This is a genomic window from Leptotrichia wadei (assembly GCF_007990445.1).
Taxonomy (GTDB): domain Bacteria; phylum Fusobacteriota; class Fusobacteriia; order Fusobacteriales; family Leptotrichiaceae; genus Leptotrichia; species Leptotrichia wadei_A.
The window spans coordinates 2120246-2143776 of record NZ_AP019841.1; the positions used below are offsets into that span (position 1 = coordinate 2120246).

Sequence of the window (23531 nt, forward strand, 5' to 3'; positions counted from 1 at the left end):
ATAAAGCAGATAATGCTTTTTAGTTGGATTTTCAGAATGGAGAAAATATGAAAAAGTATAAAAATGCAAACGGTACAGGGAGTATAACAAAAGTTAAAATAAATAGAACGAATCCTTTTAGAGTTAGAGTTACTAACCCTGTAACTAAAAAAAGACATTCTTTGGGATATTTCAGCACTAAAAAGGAAGCAACAGAAGTATTAAACAAATATTTTAATAATCCTTACAATTTAGAAAATCATAGAATTAAATTTAAAGATTTGTTTGAGTTATTTAAAAACAGTAAAAAAGATATTGTTGCTAAAAATACTTTGAACAGTTACATCAATAGTTTTAAACGATGTAAAGAGTTACATAATCTGGTTTTTAAAGATATTAGCACTCCAGTATTGCAAAATCTAATAAATGATTTAAATTGTAGTATTTCAACTAAAAGTATAACAAAAGGATTTTTAAAAATTTTTTGGGACTATGCGAGAGAAATAGACATATTGGAAAAAAATAGAGCAGAATTTATAAATTTACCAAAAGAAACTGAAATCAAAGAAAAAAAACCTTTTAATTATGATGAAATAGAAAAATTATGGGAAAACACGGATATAATATGGGTAAAATATATTTTAATTATGATTTATACAGGTATGAGAATCGAAGAAACTGTAGAATTGAAAAAGGAAAATGTAGATTTACAGCAGGAATTTATACACGGTGGAAATAAAACTAGAAAAGGAAAAAATAGAAGCATACCTATTCATAAAGATATAGTTGAAATTATAAAAGAGCTTTATGAAAACAGTCCAACAGATTATTTAATATACAATGATAAATGGATATTCAGTAAAAAAAAGAATGAGAATAAGCCTTTAAGAAAAAATTATTTTCGTGAGAAATTTTATAAAACATTGGAAACTTTAAAAATTAATAAACATAAACCTCACGATTGTAGAAAAACACTAGCAACACTTATGAGTAATCAAAAAATAAATAATATTGTGATAACAGATATAATGGGACACGAAAATATTGCGACAACAAAACAATATTATATTCAGACAGATAAACAAAAACTAAAGTTATCAATGAATAGTTTAAATTTTAGAAAAACTTCATAGAAAGCCTTAATTATAGGCTTTTTTCTTGACATTAGTTTTAGTCCAACGTTAGTCCAACGGATAAGGTAAATGAGTACCTTTTTATGAAAAATTACAAATAAATAAAAAAACCAAAAAAATGAAAAAGATAACTGAATACCTTTTTGGTACTGTATTATCTTGTTTTGTAAGAAATGGCAAAAAAAATACGCCACCCTTGTGATGACGTATTTAAAAAGGAGTTTTGAAGAAAAAAGTTTTCACTTTTTCTATTGGTCAAGTATTATTATACAGGAATATTCTTATAATAAATTTTTTATTTTCTTTGTTTTTTGTTTGTAGAATAAAAATAATGAAAATCAATTAAGCCCCATAAATACTAGAGTCATACGACTAAATATTACTGGAGCTTGAAAAAAATTATAAAATTTTTTGAATTTTTTTACTACTTAGCATGATTTTCTTTATGTGGACTGCAAGTTGAACCAGTTGAACAATGACAGCAGTCTGTTCCACAAAGATTTTTATTTTTTTTGTAGTCCTTGTATATTTTTCTAAATACTGCAAATACGATTGCAGCTGCAATTATAGCGATGATAACTGTTTTTATTATCATTTTCTGCACTTCCTTTCAAAATTTTATTTCATATCTATATAAATAGCCTTGCGATATTGAAGAATAAGGTTGATACTACGTAAGGCAGAATTAACAGCATTGACACTTGAAATGCTAATAATTTCCATCCAAATTCTTGTTTTAAAGCTCCCATTGCTACGGCACATGGCACTACCAAAAGGACATACAGCATAAATGAGTATGCTCTTAGTTGACCATATTTGTCATTCCACAAGCTTCTAATTGCTGGAATGATGTTTCCACCTGCATCTTGGTCAAGCTCCTCCTGACTTTTCATTTCCAATGTCGTAATTTTGAAGGTTGCAATATGTCCTAATGATTTTACTGACTCTACTGCTGCTCCTCCCAATCCAACTACTTGATCTTTTAAATCTGATACAAAATTATATTCTTTTTTCTCATCATCTCCTTGAGATAATAAAATTTGTCCTAAAAATCCAACTACTGTTTCTTTTGCAATGATACTTGGCACAATAGAAGCTACAGGTTCCCATCTATCACCAAAACCAGTTGGCTTGAATACAGGCTGAACAACTTTTGCTGCTTGACCTATATATGAACTTTCAGCATCTCCTTTATTTGGGAAATATTGGAAGAACCAGATAATTAACAGGATTCCTAAAACTATTGTAGTTGCTTTTTTTATGTAAGAGAAAGTTCTTGATCTCATATTACTCCAGACAGCTTTTGCACCTGGAAGTCTATATGGCGGTAATTCTATAAGTAATTCTGTGTTGTTTCCTTTAAAGTATTTAAATCTTTTTAATATAAAAGCTACTAAAAGGGCCATAAATACACCAAAAACATAGATTGAAACTACTACTAAAGCTGCATTTTTACTGAAAAACGCCGCTGCAAGTAATGAATAAACCGGCAGTCTTGCTCCACATGACATAAATGTTGCGATAACTCCTGTCAATCTTCTTGTTTTTTCATCTTCCAATGTTCTTGTTGAATAAATTGCTGGAACTGTACATCCAAATCCGATTAGCATTGGGATGAATGCTTTTCCTGAAAGTCCAACTTTTGTCATCATTTTATTTAAAATAAATGCAACACGAGCCATATATCCGCTTTCTTCAAGAATTGCCATGAAGAAGTAAATAAAGAACATAAGTGGAACGAATGTCAATACTGAACCTACACCAGCCAAAATTCCATCAAGTATAAAACTGCTTAACCAATCTGGCACCCCTTCAATGGCGTGACCCACATATTTTATGACAAAGTTACTAAAGAACCCATCAATCCAGTCGATAAACGGCGAACTTCCATCAAATACGATTACGAAAACAGCATAAATTATAGCAAGAAATGCTATTCCACCAAAAAACTTATTCAAAAGAACTTTGTCAATTTTATCAGTTAATGCAAATTTATCTCCAGTACCTCTTTTTAGGTTCATCGAGATAATTCCACGAACGATTCCATATCTCTCTCTTGCCAAAGCATCTTGAGGTTCGATTCCGTAACGATTTTCAATATTTTTCTTTTCAGTTTCTCCGATATTTGAAACACTTACTCCAAATTCAGTTTTTACTCTTGCCGCTACATTGGTATCATCTTCCAAAATTTTAATTGCTAGCCATTCTACTGGATATTTTTCTAAAACTTTTTCATATGATTTATCATTTTCCAATTTATCCTTCAAACTTTTAATATTATCTTCGATTTCCTTTTCAAATGGCAATCTATGCTGTATTTTTTTATCTGAAGAATTTTTTTTGTAAAGTTCTACAGCTTTTTCCATAAGTTTGTCTACTCCAGCTCCAGATCTTCCACTTGTGAACATAACTGGAACTCCCAATTGCTTTTCAAATTTTTCTATATCCAATTGATAGCCAATTCTTTTAAATTCATCCTCAAAGTTAAGTGCCATCACAACTGGAATATCAAGTTCCTTTAATAAAGCAGTCAAATAAATATTTTTTTCAAGCGATGTCGAATCTAGCACATTAATTATCACATCAACTTTTTCATCCAGCAAAAAATCTCGTGAAACTCTTTCTTCTGCCGTACTCATTGATAAATTGTAAATTCCTGGCAAATCAATTAATTTTACATCTTCATCTCCGACCTTAAAAAATACTTCTTTTTTTTCAATTGTTACCCCTGGCCAGTTCCCCATTTTTAAACTTGCATGTGAAATTTGATTAATTAAAGCGGTTTTCCCAACATTAGGATTTCCGACAAATGCCACATTTATCATTTTACCACCTCAATTTGAATGTGATTTGCTAAATTTGTACTAATGACAATTTTAGTTTCAACTGTCTTTATAAGGACATTTCCATTTGCAATATTTTCAATTGTGCATGCATCTCCTCTACAAACTCCTAGACTTAACAACCGTGTGTCTAATTTTTTTTGATCAATGTCCTTTAACAAAAACTTGTCTCCGACTTTTCCTTCTACTAACGTCATGTCAGATCATCTCCTCCCATTATTTAATATTTATTAATTTCGATTCACAAATAACACTTATACATTCAAACTAATAAGAAAACTTCCTGTATAATAAAGTACTTTATAATGATTTCAAAACTGAAACAAATGCTGTGAAAATCGAACATTTTAATTACCAAACTAATTTTATACCTTTTTAGAAAATAATGCAAGTTTTTTTTCTAAATAAAAAATTAATCCTAGACTCCGTTTAAAAATAAAAGTTATATTTTCCTATTATTTACTAATAAAAAGTTTTGACCTCTTGCAAAGAAATTTATAACCAGTCTGCTTTTTAAATAAAAAATAGCATGAAAATTTTTAATTTGTTTTTTTTTAAAAATAAAAAAAGAAACCCTTGAATTAAAGCAGTTTCTTTTTTATTAACTATTCATTTTTTTCAAAAGTTTTCATTTCTTCACCAATAATCAATTCCACAACATCTGGACTGCAACCATAAATTTTAGCCTTTTCCCTGACCTTTTTTATTATTTTCTCAACTCTATCAGCTGCTTTTACATCTGTTTTTGACTTTTTAAAATATGCTGCCTGTCTTACATAATCTGAACGCTCTGCAATTAATTTTATAATTTTATCATCATACTATCGATATTTTCTCTTACTTCTTCCAAACTATTGCATTTCATAATATTATCTCCAAAATTTTAAAATTTAAAACGCCCAATTTCCTTTTCTAAATACAGGAATTTTCGTTCCATCTTCCAAAATTCCGTCAATATCCATTTCAGCATCACCAATCATAAAATCAACATGTGAAATTGATTGATTAATATGAGCTTTTATTAATTCTTCTTCTGTCATTTTTGTTCCATTTTTTACATTAGTCGGGTATGCAGCACCTAATGCTAAGTGGTTTGAGGCATTTTCGTCAAATAATGTTTGATAATAAAGAAGTCCTGAATTTGAAATAGGCGAATCATTTGGCACAAGAGCAACTTCTCCTATTCTTTTCGAACCTTCATCAGTGTCAAGCAACTGTTTCAAAATGTCATAACCTTCTTCTGCTTCAAAATCTACAACTTTTCCATCTTTAAAAGTCAATTTGAATTTGTCAATAATATTTCCTTGATACGAAAGTGGTTTTTTATTAGAAACATAACCATCTACACGATCTCGGTCTCCAGCTGTAAACACTTCCTCTGTCGGCATATTAGGCAAGAAATCAGCTCCTTTCGCATTAACACTTCCAGCTGCCACCCAAATATGATTTTTAGGAAGCCCAACTGTCAAATCAGTTCCTTTAGAAGTATAGTGAAGTGCCACGAAATTTTTGCTATTCAAAAATTCAGCTTTTTCATTCAAATTCTTTCTATGTTCTTCCCAAGCCTTAACTGGATCATCTTTGTCAACTCTTACAGTTTTCAATATTGCATCAAGCAATTTTTCCTGTGCAATATCGGTATTTGTTTCGTTTGGGAACACAAGTTTTGCCCAATCTGCTGAAGGATAACTTGCAATCGTCCATGAATTTACATCCGTCATAATACATGTTCTGTAATGTTTATAGGCTTCCCCCGCATTTTTTGCCAATGCTCCTAATTTTTCTGGATCAATTCCTGCAAATAAATTTGGAGAACTGCTTAAAATGTGGATAAACACTACATTATTGTCAAGATAATCATTTCTCTCGTCAATCGCCCATTGAGGAATGTGAGAATAATCTTCTTTTGACTGGTATTCAGCATGAAGTCTTGACAATTTATCATCTGTCAATTTAACATGAACATCACTTGCCCCCTCTTTATAAGCTAATTCTGTAACTTTGTAAACCAATGGCAACGCATCAGTCGTACAATTTACCCAAACTTTCTGACCTTTTTGCACATTTGCTCCAATTTTTACGATTACTTCTGCATATTTATTTAATTTTTCTTCAAAGTTGTTCATTTTTTGTCCTTTCAAATTAAAATTTTTAATCTTTATAATTAGGTTGATATCCAAATTCTAGTGAAACTACACTATCTGAAAATTTATCATTATATCTTTTAGTAGAACTAGAATATTGTCTTTTAAGTCTTGGTGTTACAATACCATTTATTCCAAATGAAAATCTGTTTTTTTGAACTCCGATACCAATGGCTCCATATCCATTTAACGGCATAGCTTTTATTTTCCCGCTACCACCATTTTTATCAGTCCATTTTACACTCCCATTTGCAACTGAAAAACCAAATGAGAATTTAGTATAGATTCCATTATCTGTTCCTGTTCCTACCGTAAGATAAATTGGAATTGAAATTAAACTTCCTGAATTACTGTTTATATCTTTCCCTTTAACTTTTAGAGAATTGTACATCAACCCCATTCCAAGCCCCATTACAACATCACTATCGACTCCGCTTTTTCCTTCAAGTGAAATTTTAATTCCGCTTCCTGTAACACCTTTGACAGGAGCATTTTTATCATTATTGTTTTTTTGCTTACCATAAATAGGGCTTATGATAATTTCATTTCTTTCTCCATATGCCATAGTGAATGGTGTTAGCAACATAAACATTAAAAATAATTTTTTCATTTTAAATTCTCCTTATTGTATAAATATTTAGTTTTTGAAAATTCCTAATTTTATAATTTTTTTATTATTCGTATTTAAGAGCATATCCAAAATCTAGCGATATTGCAGCACCACTTAGCATAATGTTATCTCTGTAATGTTTAGTAGGGCTGGAGTATGTTCTTTTTGCTTTTGTTGATGTGCTGGCACTTACTCCAATTGAAAATCTGTCTTTTCTGACTCCGATACCAAAAGCGGCATATCCAGTTAGCGGTCTAGCCTTTATTTCCCCATAACCTCCACTATTGTCAGTCCATTTTACACTTCCGTTTCTAACGGCAAGACCGGCTGAAATTTTTGTGTATATTCCATTATCTGTTCCTATTCCAAATATCAAATAAAGTGGAACTGAAACTAAATTTCCTGAATCACTCTTTACGCCATTTCCTTTAACTTTCAAAGAATTATATGAAATTCCTATTCCTGCCCCTATTACAGTATTACTTCCATCACCAAATGAAGCTATTTCTTCTTTTGAAACTTTAACACCACTTCCAAGTGCATATTTCCCAACTTTAGAGCCATTCTCCTTTTTTTGGGTAACGTAAGTTGGACTTACAACAATTTCCGATCTATCTCCATATGTTAATGGTGTTAATAACATAAATACTAAAAATAATTTTTTCATAAAATACTCCTTTAATAAACTTTTTATACAATATATATTTTAACTAAAAGTTGAAATTCTTTATTTTATATTACACCTAAACCCTATAAAAGTCAAATTAAGTAAGCTCTAAACCCAAATAATATCAAACAAGTGTATTATTTTTAATCCTTAAATCCATTTGGATTTTTCTTTTGCCAATTCCAAGAATCACGGCACATATCTTCAATTGTATATTTTGCTTCCCAATTTAATAATTTTTTAGCTTTTGAAGCATCTGCATAACAAACTGCAATATCTCCAGCTCTTCTGCCATCAATTACATAAGGAATTTCTTTTCCAACAGCTTTTTCAAAATTACTTAAAATTTCAAGAACGCTGTAACCTTTTTCGCTTCCTAAATTTATCGCATCAAAACCAAGATTTTCATTATTAAATAAATAATTTAATGCTGCTGAATGTCCTGCCGCCAAATCATTTACATGAATGAAATCTCTTATACAAGTTCCATCTGGAGTATCATAATCATTTCCAAAAATATGTAATTTTTCCAATTTTCCAACTGCAACTTGAGTTATATAAGGTGAAAGATTATTTGGAATTCCGTTTGGATCTTCTCCAATTCTTCCGCTTTCATGAGCACCTAATGGATTGAAATATCTAAGAGCAATTATATTCCAAGTATTGTCAGATTTTGCCAAATCCATTAAAATATGTTCGATTATTACTTTTGTACGTCCATAAGGATTTGTAACTTCTCCCATTGGATCAGTTTCTACAAAAGGTACTTTTTCAGAAACACCGTAAACAGTAGCTGATGAACTAAATACGATATTTTTTACATTAAATTCTTTCATTACTTCAAGTAAAGTAATCATTCCAAATAAATTGTTTTCATAATACATAAGCGGTTTTTCCACAGATTCTCCCACCGCCTTAAATCCTGCAAAATTAATAACAGCGTCAATTTTATTTTCTCTAAAAATTTTTCTCAAACCTTCTTTATTCTTTATATCCATTTCATAAAAATTTATTTTTTCTCCAGAAAGTTCTTCTAAAATTGTAATAACTTTTTTGCTAGAATTACTAAAATCATCCACTATAATAGGATTAAATCCTTTTTTAATCAAGTCTAAAACTGTGTGAGAACCGATATATCCTGCTCCCCCTGGAACTAAAATAGTTTTCATAAAAATATCCCTTCCTTCTAAAAATTTTTATTTCCATATACAAAAAAATTTAAAATACTACATTAATACTAAACTCTATTTAAAAAATAAAAATTATATTTTATATTATTTGCCAACAAAGGGTTTTGACCCCTTGCAAAGAAATTTATAACTACTTTGCTGTTTAAATGTAAAATAGTATAAATTTTATAAAAAATAATATCTTAATTTGTGACAAAGAGCCTTCCTTCTTAAAATAAAAACGAGTTTAAAATTAACTATGTAAATTAATTTTTTCCATAATTTCATCAAAAGTCTGAAAACCATTCAAAGTTTCCACAATTTGTCCATCTTTAAAAAGTAAAAGCAAAGGCAGTCCTCTTATTTTAAACTTCGCTCCAAATTCTGGATAATCATCAACATCAACTTTGACAATTTTACATTCCGAAGCATTAACCACTTCCGACAGAACCTTTTCCAACATTTGGCAAGGCCCGCACCAGATGGCAAAAAAGTCAACAAGTGTAAGCCCATTTTGCAAAACTATTTCATTATCAAAATCTTCTCCGGCATAATTTATGATTCTACTCATAATTTCACTCCCTCTATAATTTATATTTTCTTTTATTTTATATCTTTTGAAATATTCAAATTGTTTTGTTAAATTTTAAATTCAAATAGTTTTTGAATATGTCTATTATACTAATTCTAATCAATTTATGCAATTTTTATCTTCCAAAATTTTTCTGTAATTTTTTCATATCTCTTTCAATATCTTTTCTTTTCAACGATTCTCTTTTATCATGCATTTTCTTTCCTTTTGCAAGTCCTATTTCCATTTTTACAAGTCTTTGCTTTGTATAAATTGAAATTGGAACAATGGTATAACCTTGCTCTTTAATCTTTTCACTCCACTTTTTTATTTCACGTCTATTCAAAAGCAATTTTCTCACACGAGATTCTGCCACATTGTTAATATTCCCAAATTCATAAGGTGTAATATGCATATTCATCACAAAAATTTCATTTCGTATAATTCTTATAAAACTTTCTTTTATGCTGACTTTTCCAGCCTTTACCGACTTCACTTCCGTTCCCACAAGCTCAATCCCCGCTTCCAGCTTATCTTCTATAAAGTAATCATGGAAAGCCTTTTTATTTCTAGCTAATACTGGCATTTTCCCTCCTTCCAATGTTTTCTTTTATTCTTCTTCCATTTCCTCAATCTTTACTTTTTCTTCTACATAAGGTATGACCTCAATTTCCATTTTAGCATAACTTGCACTTACAATGCTCACTTTCATTGTACTTCCCATAGTGTAGGATTCATTATTTCTTTTATCCACAATTTTAAAGTTTTCCTCATCGTAAATGAAGTTATCACGTGCTGTTGTAACATTGTAGACCACTTCTACGTGATTTTCCAGCTCCATAAATATTTTATTTTTATTCATTCCGCTAAGTCTGGCAACATAAACCTGTCCAATTTTATCCTGCATATACTCAATTAACTTGATTTTTACGCTATCTTCTTCCAGTTTGTCCGCCACTCGCTCAGTTCTTGAAATACTTGAGGCAATCGCTTCAAAATTAGCACCATATTTTGCCTTTTCCTTTTCGCTCATAAATTTTTCAATTGAACGTCCCAACATTCTGTGAACGATTAAATCAGAATATCTCCGAATTGGTGATGTAAAGTGCAAATAATATTTTGAAGCCAGTCCAAAATGCCCTAAATTCTTATTGGCATATCTTGCACGCTGCATTGCCCGTAAAATTAATTTATGAATTAGGTAGCCTTCTGGCAGTCCTGTCGTTCTTTCAATAATATTCTGGAATTTTCCAGGATGAATTTCCTCCAATCCCTTCAGAGAATATCCAAATTTTATCAAAGTTTCATTCAATGCCTGAACTTTCGCCTTGTCAGGATCTTCGTGAACCCTGTAAATCGCAGGAATTTCCTCCCAGAAAAGTTTTTCCGCCACAGTTTCGTTTGCAATAACCATAAAGTCTTCAATGATTCTTTCTGCTTCCCCTCTGGAACGTAATACAATATCCTTCACGGCCTTATTTTCATCCAAGACTACCTTTATCTCAGGCAATTCAAAATCAATGCTCCCACGTCTTTTTTTATTGCTTCTGATGATTTTAGAAAGTTCCAGCATATTTTTTAACATTTCATCAATTTTTCTATATTTGTCGTAAAGATTTCTGTATTCTTCTGATTCTTCATTTTTTTCCAAAATTATATTTACATTTTCGTAAGTCATTCTGTATTTTGATTTTATAACTGATTTATAAAAATCATTTTTTATAACTTTACCCCTTTTATCCAAATCCATTTCCACAGTAAAAGTCAGCTTATCTTCATTTGGATTAAGCGAACATAAATTATTTGACAATTTTCTTGGCAGCATAGGAATTACCCTGTCTACAAGATAAATTGAATTTCCACGTTTTAATGCTTCTGTATCAAGTTCGGTATTTTCCTTTACATAACAGGAAACATCGGCAATGCTTACAAAAAGTTTATATCCGTCTTCCGTTTTTTCCACATAAACTGCATCATCTAAATCCTTTGCATCAGAGCCGTCAATTGTGATAATGTCAAGATGCCGTAAATCCTTACGATTTTCAAGTTCATCTGAAAAATCCTCATCTATTTTATCCAATTCCTGCAAAACTTCATTTGGAAATTTCTCCTCAATTCCCTCATTTAAAAGCAGTGATGAAATAAGTGCTTCTGTATCCTTAGGACTTCCTAAAATGCTCACAATCCCGCCTTCAGGCTTTCTTTCCTCATCTCCCCAGAAATCTACTTTTACAGCCACTAAATCTCCAGTTTTAGCCCCTCTTATTAATTTTTTTGGAATATAGATATCCTTTGGAGAATTTCTTGGACGTACAAATCCAAAGCTCAAGTTATGTTCAAAAATTCCGACAATAACATCCCGATTTCTTTTTATGACTTTATAAACTTCACCTTCCCGCTTCTTATTATCTGAACTTTCCTTTAAAATACGAACTAAAACAGTATCTCCATTCATAGCCGTATTTAAATAAGTTCCAGGAATAAAGACGCTAGCCTGCCCATTAATATCAAGAAATCCAAAATTCCCGCTGGAAATAGAAATTTCACCTTTTACAAATCCTTCCTTTTCAGGCAAAGTATATTTCCCATTTCTTTTCAAATAAATTTCTCCGCTTTCTTCCCAAGCATTTAAAAGCTGCTTATACATTTTCCGTTTTTTCTGGCTCCATTCCAAAAGCTGCAATATTTCCTGAAAAGTAAATTCATATTCTGACAGAACTTGCTTTAAATATTTCAATTCCCGTTCTTCTTTAAGTTCCATTTTGGGAGTTTTCTGATTTTCCTTTTTAGGATTATAATTTTTTTTGCCAAATCTTTTTTCCTTATGAAAATCTTTATCACTATTTTCAATATTTCTATGTCTTTCTTTCTTTTTTTTATTTCCCATATTTTACCTCTATTTTTTTATTCTAAATTTTATTAGCTATTATCGAATTTCTAAATTTTATAACATTTGGATGAATGATAGAATCCTTCGCAAGCAAATATTTTAATTTTTCCTCAATTTCAAATTTTATTGCCTCGTCTAAATCTGTTTTTGCCAATTCTCTAGCCTTTTCCACACCTTCCCAGCTTCTCTTTTCCTCTATCGCATCAGCAAGATAAATAATTTTCGCAAGTGTACTCATATTTTCACACCCAATAGTATGATATTTAATCCCATCCAGAATTTCCTCATCATCAACTCCAAACAAGTCATAATTTTGCCGTACAAATTCAGCCCCTGCAAATCCATGCAGCACAGCCGTAGATTGTGACATCTTATCCGCCACTTCAGGATATTTCCCTCTTGTCAAGTCAATCATAACCGACAAATTAAAAAATTTTGCCACATCGTGAAGCCAAGCTGAAGCTTCCACTTTTTCCACAGGAACTCCATAAATTCTTGCCAGTTCCACAGCACATTTTGCCACTCTTTTCACGTGTTCATATCTTTTTTCATCTAAAAAATTTCTTACATTTGCTTTAATTACTTCCATATTCATTTTAATTTCCCCTTTACATAAATAATATTTTCAAAAATTATACTTAAATCCAAAAATTATTCAATTTTCCAATTCGATTCAAATATATTATATTTTATATTTCATTTATATGTTACCACAAAAATAAAACCCAGACAACTTATTTTTCTTTAAAATTTTTCTTGAAATCATAAATCAAAAATGATAATATATACAAAATATTTTATATACAAACTAAAAAAATTTAAAATAACAGAAGGTAAAAAATGAAAATAGAAGATCTGTCACTTTTTTTGACAAAAGTTTCACTGTTTAAAGGATTAAACCCTGATAAAATCGCAAAATATCTAACAGAAGTTGACTTTAAAATAAAAGAATATAAAAAGAATGAAATTGTATTTTTTCGTGGAGATATTTTAAAAAAAATTATTATTATTGTAAAAGGCACAGCACGTGGAGAAATGCAGAAATTTAACGGAGATACAATTGTTATAAATCAAATGAAGGCTGGTGAAGTGCTGGCTTCTGCATTTTTATTCGGAAAAAATAATGTTTTCCCTGTTGATTTGATAGCTTTGGAAAATTCTGAATTTCTTTTTTTGGATAAGGAAAAATATCTGGATCTAATCCAGTCAGATAAAAGGCTTTTACTTAACTTTATAAGGGAAATTTCAAATAAAAGCCAATATTTGTCAAAACGTATCTGGTTTAATTTTACACATAAGACAATTGAAGAAAAGATTCTTAGCTATATAAAAGAAAATGCTCAAGATGATAAAATAAAGTTTTTGCCCAGTATTTCAGCTCTAGCAAAAAAATTTGAAGTAACAAGGCCCGCCTTATCAAGGGAAATTTCAAGTTTATGCAAAAGAAAAATTTTAAAAAAAATAGAAAATAACGTTTATCTTATAAATTTTTCCAACTTTTTTTAAAAGAATGTTTGACATTTTTTCGTATAACAGTTATAATATTGAAGAAGTGAAAAGCAATAAATATTTTTGCTTAAATAAGAAATTCAAATATGTATAATATTTCTGGTCTATACGCCACTAACACCGAATTTTTGGGCTTTACTCTTTTTTAATGGGGTTATCCCTTTATAAATTGTCTCAGGAAAATCACGACTACTTTAAGTTTTGTACGGATTCTGTACAATTTATAAATATGACTACCACCTGTAACATTTTGCAGGCAACCAAAAATTAAGTTAGAACGGTAGATCGGATTTTTTTTATTTAAAATATTAAAGTTATTGCGAGCAAAATATCGGTTATTCTTTCTGCTCTTTCAAATTATTTCATAAAAATCTCTTTATTCCATATAAAATTTTAAAAAAATTGCAAGGTTTTTATCCCCTGCAGTTTTTTTATTTTATATTGACTTTGGCTTTATCCAATCACTTTCCTTCCCCATTGCATAATTTTTCAGCACTTCTTCCTTATATTCTTTAAATCTTCCATCAATAATCGCCTCACGTGCATTATCCATAAGTTTCAGCAAAAAATGCAAATTATGATATGTTGCAAGCCTTTGCCCCAAAATTTCTCCAGCCTTGAATAAATGCCTAATATATGCCCTCGTATAATTTCTGCAGGCATAACAGTCGCAATCTTCATCCAGAGGTCTGTCATCTCTTGAGTAAACAGCATTTTTAATGACAAGTCTTCCATATTTTGTAAAAACAGTCCCGTGTCTTCCAATTCTTGTAGGCTGAACGCAATCCATCATATCAATTCCATGTTCCACAGCCTCAAGCATATCTGCTGGCTCTCCAACTCCCATTAAATATCGTGGTTTATTTTCAGGCAATTTGGGCGTAATATATTTTAAAATCCTATACATATCCTCACGTGGCTCTCCAACTGCAAGCCCTCCTAAAGCATATCCCGCAAATCCATAGTCAGCCTCATACAATTCTTCAAGGCTTTTATCCCGCAAATCCTCATAAATTCCACCTTGGACAATTGCAAAAAGACCCTGCCTGTCCTTATTTCTATTTGCTTCAATACAACGTTTTGCCCATCTTGAGGTTCTTTCAATAGACGGAATCAAATATTCACGTGTTGATAATCCTGGCGGGCATTCATCCAGCACCATCATAATATCGCTTCCCAAATTATTTTGAATTGAAATAGATTTTTCAGGCGATAAAAAGTGCTTTGATCCATCCAGATGCGAACAGAAATAAACACCTTCTTCCTTTATTTTTCTCAAATCTCCCAGACTAAATACCTGAAATCCGCCACTATCAGTTAATATCGGTCTATCCCATCTCATAAATCCGTGAAGCCCGCCAAAATCATTTACTAATTCATCTCCTGGACGCAAATACAAATGATACGTATTCCCAAGAATAATTTGAGAATTAATTTCTTCCAGTTCCTCCTTAGTCATAGCCTTCACAGTTGCCTGTGTTCCAACTGGCATAAATACTGGAGTTTTTATTTCTCCATGTGGAGTTGTTATAACTCCCGCACGTGCATTTCCATCACTTTTTTCCAATTTATATTTTATTGGATTGTTAAAATCCTGATTTTCCTTTTCTATGCTCATTATTTGTTTTTTCTCCTAAATTTATTTTTTTTATTCAATCATTTATAAAAGTCTAAATTTCTAATAATCACAATGATTTTACAGCTTTAATTTCCATTATTTTTTTCTAGTGTTTTTGCAATAAAATTTTTATATTTTAGACAGAAAAACTGTATTTAGTTGATTTTCTATGCTGTTACTTTTACAATCGACTATTATTTTTTATTATTAATTTGTAAATTTTATAAAACATAATTTACACTCAAACCTATTTAAAATTAAACTACTAAAAATTATATAAATTTAGGGCTTGAGTAAAATAGTCATAACTTTTGAGTCTGGTTTTAAAGCAGTTTTACTATAGTATAATATTTTAATTTCTCATATTTTTATCAGAAATTTTTTTATATTTTTATATATAACTTTCAAAAAATCATTACAGCCCTATAATTTCCCAATTATTATGACTTTTCCCTTCTATTATGCCATTTTTCACATTTTTTATATAATCAATCATCATATTTTGAATAGTTCCATCAATTTCCCCAATTGCCTCCTTAGATGCCCATAACACTGGAATTTCCTGCCCATCAAAAATTCCGCCCTTTCTTGCCAGCTGCTCAAATCTGTAAGCATTCATTCCAACTTTAAGTTCCATTTCAGAAGTTATCTTTTTTCCATTTACAAGCATTAAATTGGTAATTTTTTTACCTTTCTCATTTCTCAAGTCAATTTTATACTTCACTCCACCAAAAATATCAAAAGTCACATATTTTCTTCCAGCACGTTCATCATTATACCGATATTCCGTATCTCCAGGCTGTATCGTGTCAAAATAGTCAGCAGCCCATTCCATATAATCTTTCAGCTGCTTTCCTGTCATTTTATAAATTGTAACATCTCCGCCTGCATATCTGTAATTGTAAACTATGTCTTTTCTCCTAATTTCCCCCTTATTAAGCCTTACATTTTCATAATTATATGCAAATGAAACCACGTCTGCCCCACTGTAATAAAGTTCTACATCCGTTATAAACGAAGACAGCCCAGTATCTTTGGCAAAAGCTGCCGACACACCGTGAAATTTCCCTTTTGGCACCATATCATTTAAAGTTTCTCCCACTTTTTCATTTGCAATTTTACAAAGTCTGTTATGAAAAGGCTTGTAAATTTTTTCTATTTCTGGATCAGGCTCCTCATCTTTTACAGGAACAGTTGTCGAATCCTTGCTTATTAAACTGATTTTTCCATTTTCAATTTCAAATTTTAAATCGACTTCTGAAACAAAAGTGCCGTATCTATGAGGCTCTGTAATTAAAACACCGTTAATTATTTCCTTTGGAACATTCTGATGCATGTGCCCTGCAACAATTACATCTATTTCAGATACAGCATTTGCCAAATCCCTTACTCCAGTTTCTGGAATGTTATTTTCGTTTTCAATTCCCATGTGAGCCACTACGACAATCGCATTTGCCCCTTCAGATTTTAATTTTTCTATTTGCCTTCTAGTTTCATTTATAGGCGATACAAAGTAAAAATCCTTCAAGTAGCCTGTATCTTCTTCAAACTGTGCCGACATTGGAGTTGACAATCCAATAACTCCTATTTTTATGCCATCTCTTTCAATGATTACAGAAGCATTTAAATATCTTTTTTTATTTTTTGAAAAATTAGTGTCATTTTCGGCATTTTCATTGTAATATAAATTAGCTGCCAATTTATTAAATTTCATATCCCTTAAAATATTTGACAAAGTTGGCATTCCAAAGTTAAATTCGTGATTTCCAGGTACAAAGACATCATATCCCATGTAATTTAAAATTTGTGGTACAGGATGCTTTGGAACCATCGCAAATTTTTCTATCCAGTTATCCTGTATCGCATCCCCAACTTCCACTAAAATCACATTTTTATTTTCTTTCCTAATTTTTTTTACCAATGTTGAAATCTGTGCATAAGAACCTGACCTGTCTTCCTCATCTGCTCCATAGTTCCAAGCCAACACTCTTCCATGCACATCACTCGTTCCAAGTATTTTTATATTCACTTCCCTTTTATTTTCTTTTTTTCCTAAGCAAGCATCAATATTTTTCATTGACATAATTTTTATTTTCCCTCTTCTTTTTTATTTTTTTTATTTTCCATCATATTTTTCCATTTTTCCCGAGCTTCATAAATTGAAAATTCCCTTCCATATTTCACTTTATTCAATTCATCTTTTATGTAAAAGATTTTTTCCAAATCAATCCCATAGTCATTCGCAATCGCAATAACATAGTAAAAAACATCAAACACTTCCTCTTCAATTGTCCCTTTTATATTTTCCCCATCAAATCTCACATTTTTCCTAATATTTTCAGCCAGTTCCCCAAACTCTTCAATTAATTTTAAAACTAATCTTTGTCCATTTTCTCTTTTTTGCTGTAAATTTTCCTTATCCCTGCTTTCATCCAAAGTTCCTTTTTCTATTCTTTTAATCAGATACTGGACTTCCTTAAGCGTCATATCTTCAGCATTACGTTTCATAAAAATTTATCCCCTTTCTTTCTTATTCTATATACCTCAAATTTTTTAGACTTAAATCTAAAATTTTAGCTGAATGTGTTATAGCTCCACTTGAAACATAATCAATCTCCAATCCTTTAAAGCGATTTATATTATTAATGTCTATATTTCCAGAACATTCTATTATAGCTTTCTTTCCTATAACTTTTATGGCCTTTTTGATAGTTTCTATATCCATATTGTCAAGCATAATTATATCTGCTCCAGCTCTAACTGCCTCTTCTACCCCTTCTAAATCTTCAACTTCTATTTCAATTTTTTTAATAAAAGGAGAATATTCTCTAGCAAGTTTTATAGCTTTTGTTATTGAACCAGCGGCACTTATATGATTGTCTTTTAACATTATCGCATCAGAAAGATTATATCTGTGGTTATACCCTCCACCAGCTACAACTGCGTACTTTTCAAATATTCTCATATTCGGAACAGTTTTTCTTGTATCTAGTAAATATATATTCTTATCGTCCAGTGCTTCTATCATTTTTTTTGTATAAGTTGCAATTCCACTCATTCTTTGCAAATAATTTAAAGCTACTCTTTCAGAAGAAAGCAATGCTTTTACATCATCTCTTATCTTTAGTATCAGATCTTTTTTAAAAACTTCATCCCCATCCTTTTTATATTCAGTAAAAACAGGAGAACCATTTAACTCAAAAACTCTTCTAAATACATCAAGTCCCGCCAAAATACCTTCTCCCTTGGAATATAAAGAAATTTCCGCCAGTCTATCATCCTTATAAATTGCATTTGTACTTACATCTTCTGAAGTAATATCCTCTTTTAATGCTAATTTGATTGAATTATCCATTTGAAATTTATCTATTTTTCTCAAACTCATCTTCTTTTATCCTTTGCTCTATAATATTTTTATTTTCTTTTATTTTATTTTCTATTTCAAAAACTTCTTTTTCAATATTTTTAAATGCATTATCTACTGTCACATTATTATAATTAGAGACGTTATTTTCAACATTAATCGAATGGGCTGCTCTTTTTCCAAACACAACACTTTCTAATAACGAGTTGCTTGCAAGCCTGTTTTGCCCATGAACACCCGTACAGGCAACTTCACCAACAGCATACAAATTTTTCATTGAAGTTTTTGAATCCATATTAACCTTGATTCCTCCCATTGTATAATGCTGAGCAGGAACTACTGGAACTTTATCTTTCAATACATTTATATCTTTTTTTATTAATTGTTTATAAATATTTGGAAATCTTTTTTCAATGTCTAATTTTATTGTGCTAAAATCCAACCATTCATATTCAGATTTGTCTTTTTTCATTTCTTCCAGTATTGCTCTCGTAACTTCATCCCTAGGTTTTAACTCATCTGTAAATCTTTGCAATTTCTGATTTAAAAGTACCGCTCCTTCCCCTCTTACTGATTCCGAAATCAAAAATTTCCTTTCATTATCTTTTGTATAAAATGTCGTTGGATGTATTTGAACATATGAAATATCCTTTAATTCTATATTATGTCTGATAGCTGCCGCTATTCCATCTCCTCTTATATGAGAAAAATTTGTAGTATTCTTATATATTCCGCCTATCCCTCCTGTTGCTAAAACTGTGAATTTAGATCTTATGGAAAATATTTCTTTATTTTTGGCTACAATACCAAGACAAGTATTATTTTCTTCAACTATATCTAAAAATTCACAATTTTCTATTGTTTTTATGTTCTTTTTTTCCAAAACTTTTTTTATAAGGCTTTCCATTATGTACTTACCAGTTCGATCTTCACAATATAAAATTCTAAATTTTCTATGTCCTCCTTCTCTTGTATAAAAAAGACCTTTTTTATCACCTGTAAATTTTACTCCCATTTCAATCAAAGTCTTTACAGCTTCTTCTGATTCATCAACTAATATTTCGACTGCTTTTCTGTCATTTTTATAATGACCTGCAATTAAAGTATCTTCAATATAGTCTTCTCTATCCTCTTTTCCCCTGCAAACAGATATTCCACCCTGTGCAAGATAAGAATTGCTGTCTCTAAGTTTCTTTTTTGTTATTAAGCATATATTTATACTGTCATCTAATGTCAAAGCACAAATCAATGCTGCAACTCCAGAACCAATTATAACTACATCGTAATTTTCAGCTTTCATTTCAATCCCCTGCCAATTCTAACATTCTTTCCAAAGGAATTAGAGCTTTTTTAGCTATTTCATCATCAACTTTCAGTTCATCTCCACCTTCCGTCAAAATTTTTTCAATTTTCTCCAAGGTATTTTTCTTCATACTTCTGCATATCAAAGTATCTGCAAAATGCAATTTCTTATCAGGAGCTTTCTTATATATTTCAAATCTAATTCCTCTTTCAGTTACAATTATAAATTCATCTCCCTCTTTTAAAGCCTCGGCGATTATTCCGCTTGTACTCCCGATATAGTCTGCTAATTTTAAAATTTCTTCCTTACATTCTGGATGAGCCAAAACTTTTGCATTGGGATATTCTTCTTTTAATTTCTTTACATTTTCCAAATGCACTAAATTATGTACACAACAATAACCTTCATTTAAAATAATATTTTTATTTTTTACTTGTTTTGCAATATATGAGGCTAAATTTCCATCAGGAACTATGAAGATATTTTTTTCTTTTAATTTACTTACAATTTTAAGTGCATTGGATGAAGTTATACAGACATCACAATGTGCTTTAATTTCAGCTGTTGAATTTATATAGCATACTACCGACAAATCGCTATACTTTTCTCTCATTTCTTTTATTTTTTTTATAGTTATCATATGTGCCATAGGACAGTCAGCATAAATATCAACCATATACACTGTTTTTTCTGGATTTAAAATTTTTATACTTTCACCCATAAAATATACTCCTGCCATTATTATTGTCTTATTTTTCAGCTTTGTCGCAGTCTTAGCTAAATAAAAAGAATCTCCAACATAGTCAGCAATCTCCTGTACATCTCCATCTACATAATAATGAGCTAAAATCGCCACATCTTTTTCTTTTTGTAATTTTTTTATTCTCTCTTTCATTGCTCTTGCTACCAAAAATGTGTCAAAATATAGTCAACACACTAGAATATTACTGCTTCATCGAGCATACTTTTGATCAAAACATACTTTTTTGCTCTCCACAGTCGTAAATTCCCGACTAGCTATCGGTACATATAATATATTCTCTTTTGCTATTAATCTATATAGTAGCATTTCTCCTTTTTTTATTTAGAATATATTATTTATGCTAAAACAGTATAATTTTTAAGATTAAAGCTCCTAAAATATTTCATAAAATTTTTTAATACTGTCAACCCCCTCTGCTTAAAAAGCTAAATTATTCAGAAGTTTTAATATTTAAAAATTACATTTGTAGATTTTGGTTTTCCAAGCTCTTTTTTCTCCTTCAAATAATCAATAAACATCTTTGTATCGCTTAAATGAGTATCGTTTCCTCTTTTTTGAGCCGTGATTTTTCCTAATGTTGTATATCCGTCTTTTCCTTTGGCAATATACGAATTTACGGCTAGCATATAAGTTTTTTTAGCATCAATTGGTATCCATTTATTTGCTTTAAAGTCAAATACTTCTATTTTTTTAACTCTTGTTCCAAGAGTCCCTTCCTTTGTTGCTTCATATCTAATTCCCGCACCATAAGGGAAAGCTCCTGTTGATCCGCCATTTAATACATAATCAATCGCATCTTCCAAAATTTGCTTTACTTCTGCACCTGTAACATCTGTTATAAATACTGTGTTTGAAGTAAACGGCAATAATGAATATGCCAAATCGTATGAAAAATCTCCAGGATTTAGCGTAATTCTTACATTTCCTGCATTTCCAATTACAAAATCAACATTTCCAGTCCCTGTATTTCTTAATTTATGCAAAACAGATTCTGCTACAAGAGTTGTTGCAAATGAACCGTCTTTATTATGTTCGCTTGGCACTCTGTTATCTGAACCTCCTGGAATTTCTTCAGTAATTTTACCAATTGTACGTTTTCCAAGTTCTGTTTTTTCCTTTTGGTATCTTTCCAGAAGTTTTGACAAAGCTGGATCATTTTTTATGGCAACTATATTTTTATTATTTTTTATTGAATTTAAAATCTTGCTTTTTTCCTTTTCATCAAGCTGAACAGCTTTACCATCGGCATCCTTCACTTCAAAAAAGTCATCTCCAATTAGCAGTTTTGGTGCAGGGGTTAGTTCTGTAATCACTCCATTCTTATCAAATTTTGCCTTCATTTCACCAAGCAAATATGAATAATTCCACGCTTCTGCAATGTAGACAGGATTTCCATTAGGTGAATTTACTTTTTTCGGATAACTGTCAGCTTCAGGAACTAGTCCAAACTGCTCAAATTCCTTTCCTAGCAAGTAATGCGTATCTCCTGATATAATCAAGTCAATTCCATCAACTTTTTGCCCAATTTCCACATTTTTTTCATATCCTGCGTGAGATAACAGCACTATTTTATTTATTCCCTTATCTTGAAGTTCCTTTGCATATTTTTTGGCTGTTTCAACTTCATCTAAAAATTTAATATCTTCTCCTGGACTAGAAGACTCCTTCGTTTTTTTCACAACATCTATCCCAATAATTCCCACATTTTGTCCACCAATATTTTTTATAATATAAGGCTTCCATTTACCTTCCAGTATGCTTCCCTTATCAGGCACAACATTAGATGAAACTACTGGTATTTTTAAAGCATCCAAAAATGATCTCAAAAATTTATTCCCATCATCAAATTCATGATTTCCCAAAGTATAGGCATCAAAATTAATCGCATTCATAAGTTCGGCATCTGCTTTCCCCTCAAATAACGTATAATAGAGAGTTCCTGTCACAGCATCACCTGCATGAACCACAAGAGTATTTTTATTATTTTTCCTAAAATTCTTAATTTCCTGTCCTACTCTAGGTAATCCACCAATATGCACCGTAACTGTTTTTCCATCCAGCTTAATTGGCATTTTTTCTTCTTCCAGATGTGAGTGATGGTCATTAATATGAGCAACATTTAACTCAAATGTACTTTGAGAATTTTTCCCAGCTGCTTTTTTAATAGTTTTTGCCTCTAAATTTGCCGCTGGCAGTAATGCCAATACTAAACCTAATAAAAGTAACTTTTTCATAATTTTTACCTCCTGCATTATATAATTTCTATTTTTCAAATTTTATATTTCCAGTTTAATTATAACTTGATTTTCAAAAAAAATCACTAAAAAAAATAATTTTTTTTAAACATAGATTTCAAATAAATTTGACAATATTTTTTAATAAACATGTGCTATAATTCAAAAGACAATTTTTTCATTGTTAAAAAATAATTTTTAAAGAAGGGAAGATGATAAAATGAACATCAGAAATCTTATTAAAAAAATGATTCTAATTTTTGGAGTTATTGGAATCTCACTTACAGCTTTTGCTGCACCTAGAAGAAATAACAAAGTCGTATATGTAAAAAAAGAACCTACACGTAAAATCGTAAGAAGAAGATACATTTTCGTGAAAGTTCCTAAAAAGAAAAATTCAAAAGTAGTATATGTGAAAAAAGAACCTACACGTAGACAAAGAGCTGCCGCTAGAGCAAGAGCTGCCAGAAGAAGATAATTTAATAACGTAAGATATTTTGAAAGCTGTTTTAGTAAACATTAAGCATAAATAATTATATAACAAAAATTTTATTTATTAATTGATTTATTTTTACAGCAAGATTCTTACTATAAGAAAAAATAATAATTTTAAATAATCGTTGTTGTAAAAGACAGCGGTTATTTTTTATTTCCAAATTAAATTCATTATTTTTTTAAAAAATTAAAAAAGAAAATTGAAAAATAACTATTAAAATGTTAAAATTAAGTATAGA

22 protein-coding genes and 1 other RNA gene are annotated in these 23531 nt (G+C 30.4%); 4 read left to right on the top strand and 19 right to left on the bottom strand.

Annotation, left to right across the window (positions count from 1 at the left end; translation table 11 throughout):
• Window positions 1–47: 47 nt before the first annotated feature.
• Window positions 48–1112 (top strand): tyrosine-type recombinase/integrase, encoded by a 1065-nt coding sequence (locus FVE74_RS10015; RefSeq protein ID WP_147004387.1) that lies wholly within the window; start codon window positions 48–50, stop codon window positions 1110–1112.
• Between the two features lie 424 nt (window positions 1113–1536).
• On the opposite strand, the gene FVE74_RS10020 is transcribed toward FVE74_RS10015, so the two are convergent.
• From FVE74_RS10020 to yqeK, 12 genes are all read right to left on the bottom strand, one after another.
• A complete protein-coding gene (locus FVE74_RS10020) occupies window positions 1537–1707 on the bottom strand; it encodes a FeoB-associated Cys-rich membrane protein (protein WP_018498224.1) in 171 nt (56 codons plus the stop codon).
• Window positions 1708–1741: 34 nt separating this feature from the next.
• Window positions 1742–3937 carry a ferrous iron transport protein B gene (gene feoB, locus FVE74_RS10025; protein ID WP_147004388.1) on the bottom strand — a complete coding sequence of 732 codons (2196 nt, stop codon included), beginning with the start codon at window positions 3935–3937 and terminating at the stop codon, window positions 1742–1744.
• Window positions 3934–4152, bottom strand: a complete 219-nt coding sequence (locus FVE74_RS10030) for a FeoA family protein (RefSeq protein WP_018498226.1) — start codon at window positions 4150–4152, stop codon at window positions 3934–3936. Before FVE74_RS10030 ends, feoB begins: the two co-directional genes overlap by 4 nt.
• 408 nt (window positions 4153–4560) lie before the next feature.
• Entirely contained in the window at window positions 4561–4764 is a 204-nt protein-coding gene (locus tag FVE74_RS12305) for a chorismate mutase (protein WP_197735174.1), read from the bottom strand.
• Window positions 4765–4845: 81 nt separating this feature from the next.
• Complete coding sequence (locus FVE74_RS10040; protein ID WP_147004389.1) at window positions 4846–6081, bottom strand: aminopeptidase; 1236 nt, start codon at window positions 6079–6081, stop codon at window positions 4846–4848.
• A 25-nt stretch (window positions 6082–6106) separates the two neighbouring features.
• The gene (locus tag FVE74_RS10045; protein WP_147004390.1) at window positions 6107–6709 is read right to left on the bottom strand and encodes a hypothetical protein; all 603 of its coding nucleotides are present in this window, start codon (window positions 6707–6709) and stop codon (window positions 6107–6109) included.
• Window positions 6710–6773: 64 nt separating this feature from the next.
• The gene (locus tag FVE74_RS10050) at window positions 6774–7376 is read right to left on the bottom strand and encodes a hypothetical protein (protein ID WP_147004391.1); all 603 of its coding nucleotides are present in this window, start codon (window positions 7374–7376) and stop codon (window positions 6774–6776) included.
• A 143-nt stretch (window positions 7377–7519) separates the two neighbouring features.
• The gene (galE, locus tag FVE74_RS10055; protein WP_147004392.1) at window positions 7520–8545 is read right to left on the bottom strand and encodes a UDP-glucose 4-epimerase GalE; all 1026 of its coding nucleotides are present in this window, start codon (window positions 8543–8545) and stop codon (window positions 7520–7522) included.
• Window positions 8546–8798: 253 nt separating this feature from the next.
• Window positions 8799–9116, bottom strand: a complete 318-nt coding sequence (locus tag FVE74_RS10060) for a thioredoxin family protein (RefSeq protein ID WP_147004393.1) — start codon at window positions 9114–9116, stop codon at window positions 8799–8801.
• Between the two features lie 136 nt (window positions 9117–9252).
• The gene (gene smpB, locus FVE74_RS10065) at window positions 9253–9702 is read right to left on the bottom strand and encodes an SsrA-binding protein SmpB (RefSeq protein WP_147004394.1); all 450 of its coding nucleotides are present in this window, start codon (window positions 9700–9702) and stop codon (window positions 9253–9255) included.
• A gap of 24 nt (window positions 9703–9726) precedes the next feature.
• Window positions 9727–12003, bottom strand: coding sequence for a ribonuclease R (rnr, locus tag FVE74_RS10070; protein WP_147004395.1), 2277 nt, complete (start codon window positions 12001–12003; stop codon window positions 9727–9729).
• A gap of 22 nt (window positions 12004–12025) precedes the next feature.
• Complete coding sequence (gene yqeK / locus FVE74_RS10075; protein ID WP_147004396.1) at window positions 12026–12601, bottom strand: bis(5'-nucleosyl)-tetraphosphatase (symmetrical) YqeK; 576 nt, start codon at window positions 12599–12601, stop codon at window positions 12026–12028.
• Window positions 12602–12846: 245 nt separating this feature from the next.
• Here yqeK and FVE74_RS10080 point away from each other — a divergent pair, with 245 nt between their 5' ends.
• Window positions 12847–13512, top strand: coding sequence for a Crp/Fnr family transcriptional regulator (locus FVE74_RS10080; protein ID WP_147004397.1), 666 nt, complete (start codon window positions 12847–12849; stop codon window positions 13510–13512).
• A gap of 96 nt (window positions 13513–13608) precedes the next feature.
• Window positions 13609–13811, top strand: a non-coding RNA gene (gene ssrS, locus FVE74_RS10085) — 6S RNA.
• 140 nt (window positions 13812–13951) lie between these two features.
• Here ssrS and tgt read toward each other — a convergent pair.
• The 7 genes from tgt to nadN all read right to left on the bottom strand — a co-directional run bounded on the left by tgt (window position 13952) and on the right by nadN (window position 22797).
• Window positions 13952–15133: a tRNA guanosine(34) transglycosylase Tgt gene (tgt, locus tag FVE74_RS10090; protein ID WP_147004398.1), complete on the bottom strand. Its 1182-nt coding sequence runs from the start codon at window positions 15131–15133 to the stop codon at window positions 13952–13954.
• 415 nt (window positions 15134–15548) lie between these two features.
• Window positions 15549–17216, bottom strand: a complete 1668-nt coding sequence (locus FVE74_RS10095; RefSeq protein ID WP_147004399.1) for a bifunctional metallophosphatase/5'-nucleotidase — start codon at window positions 17214–17216, stop codon at window positions 15549–15551.
• Window positions 17217–17221: 5 nt separating this feature from the next.
• Window positions 17222–17641, bottom strand: a complete 420-nt coding sequence (locus FVE74_RS10100; protein ID WP_147004400.1) for a MazG nucleotide pyrophosphohydrolase domain-containing protein — start codon at window positions 17639–17641, stop codon at window positions 17222–17224.
• Window positions 17642–17663: 22 nt separating this feature from the next.
• On the bottom strand, window positions 17664–18518 hold the full coding sequence (nadC, locus tag FVE74_RS10105) for a carboxylating nicotinate-nucleotide diphosphorylase (protein WP_147004401.1): 855 nt from the start codon (window positions 18516–18518) through the stop codon (window positions 17664–17666).
• Window positions 18496–19797, bottom strand: coding sequence for an L-aspartate oxidase (locus FVE74_RS10110; RefSeq protein WP_147004402.1), 1302 nt, complete (start codon window positions 19795–19797; stop codon window positions 18496–18498). Before FVE74_RS10110 ends, nadC begins: the two co-directional genes overlap by 23 nt.
• Before the next feature lies 1 nt (window position 19798).
• Entirely contained in the window at window positions 19799–20695 is an 897-nt protein-coding gene (gene nadA, locus FVE74_RS10115) for a quinolinate synthase NadA (RefSeq protein ID WP_147004403.1), read from the bottom strand.
• A 311-nt stretch (window positions 20696–21006) separates the two neighbouring features.
• Window positions 21007–22797 (bottom strand): NAD nucleotidase, encoded by a 1791-nt coding sequence (nadN, locus tag FVE74_RS10120; RefSeq protein ID WP_147004404.1) that lies wholly within the window; start codon window positions 22795–22797, stop codon window positions 21007–21009.
• A 220-nt stretch (window positions 22798–23017) separates the two neighbouring features.
• Between nadN and FVE74_RS10125 the strand changes: the two genes are divergently transcribed.
• Window positions 23018–23275 (top strand): hypothetical protein, encoded by a 258-nt coding sequence (locus FVE74_RS10125; protein ID WP_147004405.1) that lies wholly within the window; start codon window positions 23018–23020, stop codon window positions 23273–23275.
• The last annotated feature ends 256 nt before the right edge of the window (window positions 23276–23531 follow it).

Coding starts and splice junctions, on each gene's coding strand:
- FVE74_RS10015 (WP_147004387.1), top strand. CDS start 48: ATGAAAAAGTATAAAAATGCAAACGGTACAGGGAGTATAACAAAAGTT.
- FVE74_RS10020 (WP_018498224.1), bottom strand. CDS start 1,707: ATGATAATAAAAACAGTTATCATCGCTATAATTGCAGCTGCAATCGTA.
- feoB (WP_147004388.1), bottom strand. CDS start 3,937: ATGATAAATGTGGCATTTGTCGGAAATCCTAATGTTGGGAAAACCGCT.
- FVE74_RS10030 (WP_018498226.1), bottom strand. CDS start 4,152: ATGACGTTAGTAGAAGGAAAAGTCGGAGACAAGTTTTTGTTAAAGGAC.
- FVE74_RS10040 (WP_147004389.1), bottom strand. CDS start 6,081: ATGAACAACTTTGAAGAAAAATTAAATAAATATGCAGAAGTAATCGTA.
- FVE74_RS10045 (WP_147004390.1), bottom strand. CDS start 6,709: ATGAAAAAATTATTTTTAATGTTTATGTTGCTAACACCATTCACTATG.
- FVE74_RS10050 (WP_147004391.1), bottom strand. CDS start 7,376: ATGAAAAAATTATTTTTAGTATTTATGTTATTAACACCATTAACATAT.
- galE (WP_147004392.1), bottom strand. CDS start 8,545: ATGAAAACTATTTTAGTTCCAGGGGGAGCAGGATATATCGGTTCTCAC.
- FVE74_RS10060 (WP_147004393.1), bottom strand. CDS start 9,116: ATGAGTAGAATCATAAATTATGCCGGAGAAGATTTTGATAATGAAATA.
- smpB (WP_147004394.1), bottom strand. CDS start 9,702: ATGCCAGTATTAGCTAGAAATAAAAAGGCTTTCCATGATTACTTTATA.
- rnr (WP_147004395.1), bottom strand. CDS start 12,003: ATGGGAAATAAAAAAAAGAAAGAAAGACATAGAAATATTGAAAATAGT.
- yqeK (WP_147004396.1), bottom strand. CDS start 12,601: ATGAATATGGAAGTAATTAAAGCAAATGTAAGAAATTTTTTAGATGAA.
- FVE74_RS10080 (WP_147004397.1), top strand. CDS start 12,847: ATGAAAATAGAAGATCTGTCACTTTTTTTGACAAAAGTTTCACTGTTT.
- tgt (WP_147004398.1), bottom strand. CDS start 15,133: ATGAGCATAGAAAAGGAAAATCAGGATTTTAACAATCCAATAAAATAT.
- FVE74_RS10095 (WP_147004399.1), bottom strand. CDS start 17,216: ATGTCAATGAAAAATATTGATGCTTGCTTAGGAAAAAAAGAAAATAAA.
- FVE74_RS10100 (WP_147004400.1), bottom strand. CDS start 17,641: ATGAAACGTAATGCTGAAGATATGACGCTTAAGGAAGTCCAGTATCTG.
- nadC (WP_147004401.1), bottom strand. CDS start 18,518: ATGAGTTTGAGAAAAATAGATAAATTTCAAATGGATAATTCAATCAAA.
- FVE74_RS10110 (WP_147004402.1), bottom strand. CDS start 19,797: ATGAAAGCTGAAAATTACGATGTAGTTATAATTGGTTCTGGAGTTGCA.
- nadA (WP_147004403.1), bottom strand. CDS start 20,695: ATGAAAGAGAGAATAAAAAAATTACAAAAAGAAAAAGATGTGGCGATT.
- nadN (WP_147004404.1), bottom strand. CDS start 22,797: ATGAAAAAGTTACTTTTATTAGGTTTAGTATTGGCATTACTGCCAGCG.
- FVE74_RS10125 (WP_147004405.1), top strand. CDS start 23,018: ATGAACATCAGAAATCTTATTAAAAAAATGATTCTAATTTTTGGAGTT.